The following is an 11,955-nucleotide window of genomic DNA, read 5'->3' as shown; positions in this document are numbered from 1 at the left end:
ATTTCAAGGTTAAATATTTACTCCTTCATTTTAGAATCAAGAGAGCAAGAAAAGGAGGGATTTGGTGAAACAACGAATCAAAAACGAAAAAGTGCGAGAAGCACTCTTTTTTGCAGGCAAAACCCTTTTTTATTTCTGTATCATTTTGCTGCTGATTTATCTTTATCATTATAAAAATGTGCAAGGCGGCACCTTTATCTATAATGAATTTTAGGAGGGATTTTCATGAATCAGGTAAATATTGTGCACGCCATTGAGCAATGGGCACAAAAGGATCCAGAGAGGATTGCCTACCGCGAAGAGCAACAAACGTATACTTATGGCCAACTAGCAGCTCGCTCGGATCAATTAGCTGCTTATCTTGAAGAAACTGTGGAGTCCCATGGACCGATCGTGGTGTATGGTGAGCTGGAATTTGATATGCTGATCGCATTTCTGGCTGCTTCCAAAACGGGACGGGCATATATTCCCATCGAAAGCACCACGCCAAAAGAACGTATCGAATTGATTTTGTCGGTAGCCAAGCCGGATCAAATCATTAGTGTGGCAGAATGGCAAGGACCAGCGACAACCATTCCAATGCTGAACCTGCAGCAATTAAAGGACATTTATCAAAGTGGCCGGGAAAGATGCAACACAAAAGCGGTGGGAGAAGACGATCCTTATTACATCATCTTCACATCAGGAACGACTGGCGTACCTAAAGGAGTCCAGATCAGCCATAGGAATTTATTGAGTTTTGTCAATTGGACATTGAAGGATTTCTCTTTACGTGAAGGAATGCATTACTTGGCGCAGGCACCTTATTCCTTTGATTTATCCGTAATGGGCTTGTATCCTGCGTTGACATCTGGGGGTTGCTTGGTGCCTCTAAAAAAAGCTGTTGTTAATGATTTCAAGACATTATTTGCAGTCTTGCCAAATTTAGACATCAATGTTTGGATCTCAACCCCTTCCTTCATGAAGTTATGTCTAATGGAACCTACCTTTGATGGGGCGCATGTTCCGCAACTGGAACGTTTCTTATTCTGTGGGGAAGAATTACCGAAAAAAATCGCCCATGAATTGCTAGAACGTTTTCCAGAAGCAAAAATCTACAACACCTATGGACCAACTGAAGCAACGGTTGCTGTCTCGGGTGTACAGCTTACTAAAGAATTATTGGAACAATACGATCGAGTGCCGATTGGGTATGTGAAGGAAGATTCGGCGGTATTCTTTATGGACGACGAGCAACTCCTTCCGAAAGGACAAGTAGGAGAAATCGTCATTAGTGGTCCTAGTGTATCAAAGGGGTACTTGAATAATCCTGAGAAAACCAACGAAGTATTTTTTACTCTGGAAGGACAGCCGGCGTATCGGACCGGTGATAGTGGCAGAATGACCGAAGATGGCTTGCTGCATTATGAAGGGCGAATTGATTTTCAAGTAAAATTCCATGGGTATCGAATGGAATTAGAAGAGATCGATCACCATTTAAGTAACAATGATTGGGTCAAACAAGCAGTCGTAGTACCCAAATACCAAGAAAAGAAAGTGGAACAGCTGATTGCCTACGTCGTTCCCGAAACGCATCACTTCGAGAAAGAGTTTCAGCTAACAAAAGCAATCAAAGCTTTACTAAGTGAAACCGTGATGGAGTATATGATTCCGCAACGTTTTATCTATGTTGAGCAATTACCGTACACTGCTAATGGCAAAATCGACCGCAAGCGGCTGATAAATGAGGTGAATCCCTCATGAGTCTCCCGCATATGATTCCTTATGCAAATCCTACCTACTTCATTTGGTTGCTGGTAGGGTTGCTGCCGATGATGCTTGGGCTGCTCTTTAAGCAAAAGCGTTGGCCATGGTACCAAACATTACTCACACTGGCAGTATTATACGTAAGCTTTGGCGGAGAATACTGGCAACAAGGACTGGCACTGATGGGATACGTCGTATATCAAACATTGCTGGTCTATGGCTATTATCAGCATCGTCAGCGGGCAAATCGTTCAAGTATCTTTTATGGGGCGGTCGTCGCGGCCATCTTGCCATTGGCGTTAAGTAAGGTCAGTCCCTTTTTTAGTGGCCATGCGTCATGGGTGTATTTCTTGGGCATCTCTTACCTGACTTTTAAATCGGTGCAAATGATCATGGAAATCCGAGATGGGCTGATCAAAGAATACCATCCGTGGCGTTACATTCAGTTTCTGCTATACTTCCCAACGATTTCTTCAGGTCCTATCGATCGCTATCGTCGTTTCGAGAAAGACTTGCTGAATCCACCGACAAAAGAGGTGTATCTGGATTATTTAAACAAAGGTGTGACCAAAATCATGCTAGGACTCTTTTATAAGTTTATTCTCGGCTATTATTTAGGCCAAGTATTGCTGCCGATCATGACGAAAGAAGTATTAGACAATGGGTTCTTTTCTTGGGGACTGCTGGGATATATGTACGTCTATAGCCTGTACTTGTTCTTCGATTTTGCTGGCTACAGTCTGTTTGCAATCGGCGTCAGCAATTTCATGGGCTATGATACACCGGCCAATTTCAATAAACCCTTTTTGGCCCCCAATATCAAAGAATTTTGGAATCGTTGGCACATGAGCTTGTCTTTCTGGTTCCGAGACTACGTTTATATGCGCTTGATGTTTATGCTGATCAAAAAGAAAGTCTTCAAAAGCCGCGTTGTGGCATCCAATGTTGGTTACTTTGCGCTCTTTTTATTAATGGGCATCTGGCACGGACTTACCTGGTATTACATTTTATACGGGGTGTATCATGCGACGTTGATTTGCGGCAATGATGCGTGGATCCGTTGGAAGAAAAAACAAGGAAATCTACCTTCGAACAAACTAACCAAAGCTGTGTCCACTGTATTGACCTTTCAAGCAGTTTGCTTTAGTTTCCTGATTTTTTCAGGAATCTTGGACAAATTAATCTTTAACTAAAAAGGAGAAAAAACGATGACAACCAAAGAAACGGTATTAGATATTTTAGAAACAGTGACAGGAAGTGACGAAGTAAAAGAAAATGCAACGATCGATCTTTTTGATGAAGGATTACTGGATTCGTTAGGGGCCGTTCAATTGCTGGTTGAATTAGAAGGGCAATTAGGAATTGATTTTCCGGTATCGGAATTTGACCGGGAAGAGTGGAACACACCAGCAAAAATCATTGAGAAAGTCGATACACTGCAAAGCCGATGATGAAAAAGCGATTATTCACTGCTTTTGGTCCACTTCTTTGTGCGGTGTTACTTATCGGAGGGCTCTTCCTCGGCCCTTGGAAGATCAATAGCCACGATCCGAAAGTCATCGCTCAAGCGGCAACAGCCATGAATGATGCGGTGTTTCGCGGTGATCGCATCAAAAATGAGGCCATCAAAACCGGTGAGTACGTCCCATTTTTTGGATCCTCGGAACTCAATCGCGTAAGTGCCACGCATCCTTCCGTATTGGCGCAGAAATATCAGCGCTCTTATACGCCATTTTTGATCGGCGCACCAGGGACACAATCTTTGACCCAGTATGGCATCATTCATTCAATGGCGAAGGAGCTAGGGGGAAAGAAAGCCGTGTTCGTCGTTTCTCCCCAATGGTTTGTTCCTAAAGGTCTAAAGGAAGACTACTTTAACCATCATTATTCCGAACAACATGTCTATGATTGGTTAGCGTCGTTAAAGAAAGTTTCTGAAGCCGATCAATATTATGCCCAACGGCTCTTGGATTTTGCAAAAGTAAGAGAAAATGACTTAACGGAGCAAGTGCTGAATGAAGTGAAATCCGGCAAGGTACCAACGGATTGGCAGAAAAAACAGATTGATCTGCAACGGAATATTTTAAAGCGAGAGGATGAACTCTTCAGCGGTTTTAGCATCGGACACAACTTAAATGCGAAAATCGCTGCCGCAGCGAAAAAATTACCTTCTACCTATGATCTCCCTCAAATCGAGCAGGTAGCCGATAATGAAGGAAAAGCAGAAACCGACAATAACTTTTTGGGAATCAAGAATTCCTTTTACCGTAAAAATTTGGCAAGCCGCTTAGAAAAAATGAAAGATTCCCAGAAAAAATGGGATTACCGTTTTGGTCCAGAATATAGCGATTTTCAATTGGTGCTAAACGAATTTGCCCGCAACAATGTAGACGTCTTGTTTGTGATTCCGCCAATCAATCAGAAGTGGATGGACTATACCGGCTTACCAAAGCAAGTTTTGACTGGATTTGTCCAAAAGATCCGCTATCAATTGAAGAGTCAGGGATTCACGAATATTGCTGACCTATCAGCAAAAGGCGATCAGCCCTATTTTATGGAAGATACGATTCATCTAGGTTGGTGCGGCTGGTTGGCTGCTGACAAATTCATTCAACCATTTTTGGACCCTGCCCGCAAAGAAAAGCCATTGTATGATATCAACAATTATTTTCTATCAGAAAAGTGGCAACAAGAAACACCAGAAATTCAGGGAAAATGAAAAAAGAGGTCGGTTGGGAAATAGCAACGCTGGAGGCCTCAAACAATGAGTAGACAGACAAAACGACGTGCAAAACGCAAAAAAAATATTCATAAAGTATTACTGGGAATCGATATTCTCGTAATCATTGGCGGACTCATCGGCATTTACTATTTGTTTTTGCCAACGGAACCAACTGCTGCTTCTAGTTCTTCCAGCGAGCAAGTCACACATTCCAGTACTACTAGAAGCTCTTCCTCCAAAAAGGAACAACCCGCAAACAAGAAACAGGACTTGTTGGATGCGGAAAACTATGACAATCTTAGCGATGATCAAGAAGTCGTGACAGCCGAAGGAACCAGCTACGATCAGAAAATCCTTTCCAGTGGCTTTATCGGCAGTGCACTGATTGTGAAAAACGGTAAGATTCTTTTGCACAAAGGGTACGGCTACGCCGACAAGGCAGCAGATATCAAAAATACCCCGACGACCTTATTCAATATTGGCTCCATCCAAAAAGGGTTGACGGCAGTCTTGGTCATGCGCGCGATCAATGAGAGAAAACTATCATTGGCGGATAAGTTAGCCCGTTTTTATCCCAATATTCCTGACGCAGCCAACATTACGATTCAGCAAATGCTGCAGATGGCTTCCGGACTCAAACTTTCAGAAAATCCGCAAGGACTGGAAGACGTGCAGCAGATCCTCGACTGGGATGCCACCCATGCCGTCTTATCCGGAACTCAAGGAACATTCAAATATAGTCCCATCAACTACAATTTACTGGCAGGTATTTTGACAAAAGTATCAGGAAAAAGTTATGATGCGCTGTTAACGGATTTTTTTATCAATAAGAATGGGTTGAAACAATCTTTCTTGTATAAAGCCTTTTTACAGCAGGATCATCCTACGGTCAATTACAAAACGGATGGCGAAGCAAATCCTTACGGGAATCCTAACAATATTTCCTCAGCCAACTTGGCAGCTGAGGTAGGAACTGGAAATCTCTATATGTCAGTTGGCGACTTGTATCGCTATTATGATTTATTATTGAATGGGAAACTGCTGGATAAAGCTTCACTGAAGCAAATGTGGCAACCAGCCGCTGGCGGGTCCTATGCCGCAGGTTTTTATGACAAAGGGACTTATTTCCGGGCTCATGGTGGTAAAGGAGGATTCGAATCGTTTGGGTTGTTTTCTAAAGACAACAAAACAAGCGTGATCCTACTATCCAATCGTGGACGTAAAAGCGACACAGAATTAATGAATCAACTCTATCATCCGCTTGCAAATGTTGATGCTTCTTTTTGATTGCATCATTTTGTTCGCGCAAGCTTAGAATTTTCAAGCAGGACACCATCTGTTCCTAAAGACAAAAGCACATGCTTTCGTCGGGGCTGATGGTGTCTTTTTTTAGTTTCTTTCAAAGGGGATCCTCACAGCAGTTTGTAATGATTCCAATATATCTCTAGGGGCTAGATTAGAAGAATTTTAAAAAAGTAGGCAATTGCGTTTGAACTTCATTCTCAATTAGTCTAAAATAGTGAGAAAGAAAAGATACTGGAGGGAACAGAATGTCAGTTTTAGAAATCAAAAACCTGCATGTCCAAATTGAAGATAAAAAGATCTTAAAAGGTGTTGACCTTGTTTTAAAAACCGGTGAGATCCATGCCATCATGGGACCTAATGGGACAGGAAAATCTACCTTATCTGCAGCAATTATGGGAAACCCGAATTATGAAGTCACTGAAGGAGAAATCTTGTTCGATGGGGAAAATGTGCTGGAAATGGAAGTGGATGAGCGAGCACGTTTAGGTTTGTTCTTGGCGATGCAATACCCTAGTGAAATTCCAGGAATCACAAATGCTGAATTCATGCGGGCTGCTATCAACGCCAAACGGGATGAAGAGGACAAAATCTCTGTCATGGATTTTCTAAAGAAATTAGATCAAAAAATGGATCTATTGAACATGCCAGAAGAAATGGCAGAACGCTATTTGAATGAAGGTTTCTCTGGCGGGGAAAAGAAACGGAACGAAATCTTACAATTATTGATGCTAGAACCAACATTTGCGATTTTAGATGAAATCGACTCTGGATTAGACATAGATGCCTTGAAAGTCGTCGCTAAAGGGGTCAATGAAATGCGCGGGGAAGGCTTTGGCGCGCTCATCATTACTCACTATCAACGGTTGTTGAATTATATTACTCCTGACGTGGTACATATAATGATGGAAGGTCGCGTGGTAATGACGGGATCTGCTGATTTAGCGAAACGCCTGGAAGCTGAAGGCTATGCTGGAATCAGTAAAGAATTAGGGATCGACTACAAAGAAGAAGAAGCATAAGGAGGCAAGGCAAATGGCAAAATTACAGGATTATCTTGACCAAGTCAACGTGTTTTCAGCGTTGAAAGAAGAACCTGAATGGATGTTGGAACTCCGCCAAGCAGCCCTTGCAAAAGTGGATGAACTCCCGTTTCCAAAAATTGAACGGGTCCGTTATGAACGCTGGCCTTTGTTTAATATCAATGAAGCAGCACTTGTCGGTGAACAAGAATTCTCTGGCGTGATTGATCCAGCGACAGCAGGATTGGGGGCAGTCCCATCCTTTGATGCAATGGATAGCCATCCAACGGTTGTTCAGTTTGATGAAACAACGGTCTTTGAACAATTACCGCAACATCTAGTGGATCAAGGGGTCATTTTTACGGACTTGTTTACCGCAATGAGAGAAGTACCAGAACTCGTCAATCAATACTATATGACTAAAGCAGTCCCAATGGACGAAGACAAAATGACTGCGGCCCACGCGGCATTTATGAATAGTGGTTTATTTTTATATGTACCCAAGAATGTCATCATTGAAGAACCACTAGAAGCAATCTTCTATCATAATGGCAACAGCCAAGCGCATTTCTTCAAGCATGTCTTGATCGTAGCAGATGAGCACAGTGAATTCAGCTACTTGGAACGTTTCCAAACCAAAGGGGATCAAGCCAAAAAGCTATCTGGAAATATCGTTGTAGAAGTGATCGCCAAAGCAGGGGCTAAAGTCAAATTCTCAGCTATTGATCAATTGGGGGTCAATATCACTACCTATATGAATCGACGAGGCTATGTCTTACGAGACGCTATGGTTGATTGGGCGATTGGCGTTATGAATGACGGCGATGTGATTGCTGACTTTGATTCAGACCTCGTTGGCGAAGGCGCCCATTCTGAAGTAAAAGCTGTTGCTATCAGTGCTGGCCGACAAACGCAAGGGATCGATACGCGAGTGACAAATAAAGCACCACATTCGATCGGGCACATTTTGCAACATGGTGTCATTAGGGAACGCGGCGTTTTGACCTTCAACGGTATCGGCCATATTTTAAAAGGAGCCAAAGGTGCCGATGCCCAACAAGAAAGTCGGGTCTTGATGTTGTCTGACCAAGCTCGTGGCGATGCGAATCCGATCCTATTGATTGATGAACATGAAGTGACAGCAGGACATGCTGCAAGTGTTGGTCGCGTCGATCCAGAAGAAATGTACTACTTGATGAGTCGCGGCTTGCGCAAGGAAGAAGCAGAACGCTTAGTGATTCGCGGATTTCTGGGATCTGTCTTAACGGCCATTCCTGTGAAAGAAGTGCAACAAGAACTGGTAGCTGTTATTGAAGGGAAGTTACTTGCATGATCGATGCTCAAAAAGTGAAACAAGCGTTTCCTATCTTGGATCAAGTCGTCAATGATGAGCCATTAGTCTATCTTGATAATGCTGCCACCACCCAAAAGCCGGAAGCCGTTTTGAAGACGATCGCTGCCTATTATCATCAAGACAATGCCAACGTTCACCGTGGCGTTCATACATTGGCTGAACGGGCGACCCATTCTTATGAAGCCGCGCGGGAAAAAGTTCGCCATTTTATTCATGCCAAAGAAACAGCCGAAGTGTTGTTCACTCGTGGTACGACGACAAGCCTGAATTGGGTATCCCGCAGTTTTGGGGATCAATTTGTCAATGAAGGCGATGAGATCGTAATCTCTTACATGGAGCACCATTCCAATATCATCCCATGGCAACAACTGGCAAAACGCAAGAAAGCGATTCTGAAATATATTCAGTTGACGCCAGAAGGTATCCTTGACATGGATGATGCACGTCAACAGATCACGGATAAAACAGCAGTGGTTGCGATTGCCCACGTTTCAAATGTTCTTAGTGTGATCAATCCAATTGCTGAGTTAACGCAACTAGCCCATCAACACCAAGCCGTGATAGTAGTAGATGGCGCCCAAGCAGTTCCCCATATGGCAGTTGATGTTCAAGCATTAGATTGTGATTTCTATGCTTTTTCTGGTCATAAAATGTGCGGACCTACAGGTATTGGTGTCTTATATGGCAAACGTTATTGGTTAGATCAGATGGAACCAGTGGAATTTGGCGGCGAAATGATTGATTTCGTTCATCTTCAAGAAAGCACGTGGAAAGAATTGCCGTGGAAGTTTGAAGCAGGTACCCCAAACATTGCCGGAGCTATCGGATTAGGGGCTGCGGTAGACTACTTGAGTGAAATTGGACTATCAGCCATTCATCAACACGAAGCCGAAATCGTCGCTTATATCTTGCCAAAATTACAAGACATTGATGGATTGACGATTTATGGTCCACAAGAAGCAGCCAAACGCACAGGAGTCATCGCCTTTAATATCGAGGGGATTCATCCCCATGATGTAGCGACTGCATTAGACATGGAAGGTGTCGCTGTCCGTGCCGGTCATCATTGTGCACAACCCCTCTTAAACTATTTGCACGTACCGGCGACTGCACGAGCTAGCTTTTACCTGTATAATACAAGAGAGGACGCCGATCGATTGGTTGACGCCATCAAGTTAACGAAGGAGTTTTTCCAACATGGCACTAACGAAATTAGATAATTTGTATCGACAAGTCATATTAGATCATTCCAGTCATCCCCATCATCGCGGGACACTGGGAGATTCTACCTATAAAGTCGAATTGAATAACCCTACCTGTGGCGACGTGATTCATCTCGAACTCGCTGTGGAAGGGGAGACCATCAAAGATGTCGCCTTTACTGGTGAAGGCTGTTCTATCAGTACTGCCAGTGCCTCAATGATGGGTGATGCAGTCATTGGTAAAACATTGACAGAAGCCGGCGAACTGTCAGACTTATTTTCTGAACTCGTTCAAGGGCATGACGTTTCTGACAGTGATCGCCTTGGAGATGCTTCAATGCTCGGCGGAGTAGCTAAGTTTCCTGCACGAATCAAATGTGCTACCCTTGCTTGGAAAGCCTTGGAAAAAGCCATTGCCAACGATACTCAGCAAGCAGATGTGGGTCACAGACACTCAGAAACCGAGGATAATCACGTAGAGTAGAGAAATTGCAGCAAAACAAAGGAGTGACAATCATGGGTGTACCCGAATTAGAAGAATACAAATTTGGCTTCCACGATGACGTGCAGCCCGTATTTAGTACCGGCGAAGGCTTGACCGAAGACATCGTCCGTGAAATCTCACGGGTCAAACAAGAACCAGAATGGATGTTGGAATTTCGATTGAAGTCATTAGAAGCCTTCAACAAAATGCCCATGCAAAACTGGGGACCAGATCTGTCCGACATCGATTTCGATGCCATCAAATACTATCAAAAACCTAGCGACAGCCCAGCTCGAGACTGGGATGATGTACCAGAAAAGATCAAAGAAACCTTCGAACGAATCGGAATTCCCGAAGCAGAACGTGCCTATCTAGCCGGTGCTTCGGCACAGTATGAATCAGAAGTCGTTTATCATAACATGAAAGAAGAGTTTGAAAAGTTAGGCATCATCTTTACCGATACCGATTCCGCCTTGAAAGAGTACCCAGAAATCTTCAAGCAATACTTTTCAAAATTAGTACCGCCAACTGACAACAAATTAGCTGCACTGAATTCAGCTGTTTGGTCCGGCGGAACCTTTATCTATGTACCAAAAGGCGTTCGCGTCGACGTACCGCTGCAAACCTATTTCCGGATCAATGCCGAAAATACCGGCCAGTTCGAACGAACATTGATCATCGTTGATGAAGGCGCCAGCGTCCACTATGTGGAAGGCTGTACTGCACCTACCTATTCCAGCAATAGTTTGCATGCTGCCATTGTCGAAATTTTCACATTGAAAGATGCCTACTGCCGTTATACCACCATCCAAAACTGGTCCGACAATGTCTATAACCTCGTAACCAAACGAGCAAAAGCATTAGAAGGCGCCACAGTCGAATGGATCGACGGCAACTTAGGGGCCAAAACAACCATGAAATACCCAAGTGTCTATCTTGATGGCAAAGGCGCCCGCGGCACCATGCTCTCTATTGCATTTGCCGGTGCCAACCAAATCCAAGACACAGGTGCTAAGATGATCCACAACGCACCAAACACTTCCAGCTCCATCGTCTCGAAATCCATTTCAAAAGACGGCGGCGCTGTAAACTATCGTGGACAAGTCACCTTCGGCAAGAAGAGCGCAGGCTCTATCTCCCACATCGAATGTGACACCATCATCATGGATGACCTATCGAAATCCGATACCATTCCATTCAATGAAATCCACAACAGCCAAGTGTCCTTAGAACACGAAGCAAAAGTCTCAAAAATCTCAGAAGAACAACTCTACTACCTCATGAGCCGCGGCCTCTCCGAAAGCGAAGCCACCGAAATGATCGTCATGGGCTTCGTCGAACCATTCACCAAAGAACTACCAATGGAATACGCCGTCGAGCTAAACCGATTGATAAGTTATGAGATGGAAGGGTCTGTGGGTTAACTCGATTTTTATCGCTAGAAACGTTTAAATATAAGCGTTTCTGGCGTTTTTGTTTTTTCAAAAAGTCTACTAACTACAAAAAACATTAAAAGAGATATTTTTCCTTTTTGATGAATTGAGCGAATTGATCTGCACTGCGATCTTCCCGTTCGGGGTAGAAGTAGTCATAAACTTGACGGGTTATTTTAGAATCTTTATGGCCAACACGATACATAATATCCTCTAGTTTCATATCTGCCATTGCGCACAAGGAAACGTGGGTTTTTCTAAATTCATGAAGAGTTATCCGTTTCAAATTATATTTCGTAGCAATAACATCACACCAATCATTTGGCTGACTAGGACGACAGAAATCCTTCTCTTTGTTTGGGAATACTAATAGTAGTATCTGCTTCAAATTCTCATTTTTTTCAAGTCCATAAATGTATCTCTTGATGGCATATAAATTGTTTATAACGAATAGAGATGTAACGGTAAAAAAGTGACTAGTATTATGATACTAGTCACTACGATAATCATTATAAGGTTGTAAGGGAGAACGACAATTCCAGCAATTAATATTTCAACCAGGATGCACAAGCTGTTACATGGACAAAAGAATTATAACTAACGCAGGTAAGAACAAAGTAGTTGTTACCATCTGCGTTTTGAATAGGAAGTTATAGATAAAAAGTTTAACTTATATTTCCAATGTAACGT

Annotated in this window: 12 protein-coding genes; 11 read left to right on the top strand and 1 reads right to left on the bottom strand. The window is 43.1% G+C overall.

All coding sequences use genetic code 11. The features are described 5' to 3' along the window. Positions 1-91: 91 nt before the first annotated feature. The 11 genes from Q0A12_RS08520 to sufB all read left to right on the top strand — a co-directional run bounded on the left by Q0A12_RS08520 (position 92) and on the right by sufB (position 11,256). Entirely contained in the window at positions 92-214 is a 123-nt protein-coding gene (locus Q0A12_RS08520) for a teichoic acid D-Ala incorporation-associated protein DltX (protein ID WP_291292227.1), read from the top strand. Positions 215-225: 11 nt separating this feature from the next. Beyond that, positions 226-1,743 (top strand): D-alanine--poly(phosphoribitol) ligase subunit DltA, encoded by a 1,518-nt coding sequence (gene dltA / locus Q0A12_RS08515; RefSeq protein WP_291292226.1) that lies wholly within the window; start codon positions 226-228, stop codon positions 1,741-1,743. Next, complete coding sequence (gene dltB / locus Q0A12_RS08510) at positions 1,740-2,939, top strand: D-alanyl-lipoteichoic acid biosynthesis protein DltB (protein ID WP_291292225.1); 1,200 nt, start codon at positions 1,740-1,742, stop codon at positions 2,937-2,939. The genes dltA and dltB overlap by 4 nt, the downstream gene beginning before the upstream one ends. Before the next feature lie 15 nt (positions 2,940-2,954). Beyond that, positions 2,955-3,197 carry a D-alanine--poly(phosphoribitol) ligase subunit DltC gene (dltC, locus tag Q0A12_RS08505; RefSeq protein ID WP_291292224.1) on the top strand — a complete coding sequence of 81 codons (243 nt, stop codon included), beginning with the start codon at positions 2,955-2,957 and terminating at the stop codon, positions 3,195-3,197. Then, a complete protein-coding gene (gene dltD, locus Q0A12_RS08500) occupies positions 3,194-4,465 on the top strand; it encodes a D-alanyl-lipoteichoic acid biosynthesis protein DltD (RefSeq protein WP_291292223.1) in 1,272 nt (423 codons plus the stop codon). The genes dltC and dltD overlap by 4 nt, the downstream gene beginning before the upstream one ends. A gap of 45 nt (positions 4,466-4,510) precedes the next feature. Continuing rightward, positions 4,511-5,755 (top strand): serine hydrolase domain-containing protein, encoded by a 1,245-nt coding sequence (locus Q0A12_RS08495; RefSeq protein WP_291292222.1) that lies wholly within the window; start codon positions 4,511-4,513, stop codon positions 5,753-5,755. Positions 5,756-6,018: 263 nt separating this feature from the next. Continuing rightward, a complete protein-coding gene (gene sufC, locus Q0A12_RS08490) occupies positions 6,019-6,792 on the top strand; it encodes a Fe-S cluster assembly ATPase SufC (RefSeq protein WP_003128303.1) in 774 nt (257 codons plus the stop codon). A gap of 13 nt (positions 6,793-6,805) precedes the next feature. Continuing rightward, complete coding sequence (sufD, locus tag Q0A12_RS08485; RefSeq protein ID WP_291292221.1) at positions 6,806-8,125, top strand: Fe-S cluster assembly protein SufD; 1,320 nt, start codon at positions 6,806-6,808, stop codon at positions 8,123-8,125. Further along, entirely contained in the window at positions 8,122-9,366 is a 1,245-nt protein-coding gene (locus tag Q0A12_RS08480; RefSeq protein ID WP_291292220.1) for a cysteine desulfurase, read from the top strand. The genes sufD and Q0A12_RS08480 overlap by 4 nt, the downstream gene beginning before the upstream one ends. Next, complete coding sequence (sufU, locus tag Q0A12_RS08475) at positions 9,344-9,832, top strand: Fe-S cluster assembly sulfur transfer protein SufU (protein WP_291292219.1); 489 nt, start codon at positions 9,344-9,346, stop codon at positions 9,830-9,832. The genes Q0A12_RS08480 and sufU overlap by 23 nt, the downstream gene beginning before the upstream one ends. 32 nt (positions 9,833-9,864) lie before the next feature. Next, complete coding sequence (sufB, locus tag Q0A12_RS08470) at positions 9,865-11,256, top strand: Fe-S cluster assembly protein SufB (RefSeq protein WP_005470231.1); 1,392 nt, start codon at positions 9,865-9,867, stop codon at positions 11,254-11,256. 85 nt (positions 11,257-11,341) lie between these two features. Here sufB and Q0A12_RS16415 read toward each other — a convergent pair whose 3' ends face one another. After that, positions 11,342-11,710, bottom strand: coding sequence for a tyrosine-type recombinase/integrase (locus Q0A12_RS16415; protein WP_366031089.1), 369 nt, complete (start codon positions 11,708-11,710; stop codon positions 11,342-11,344). Positions 11,711-11,955: the final 245 nt, after the last annotated feature.

The sequence above is a fragment of the Enterococcus sp. genome (genome assembly GCF_022711995.1).
GTDB lineage: Bacteria > Bacillota > Bacilli > Lactobacillales > Enterococcaceae > Enterococcus_D.
This window is presented reverse-complemented; position numbering and strand designations above follow the sequence as displayed.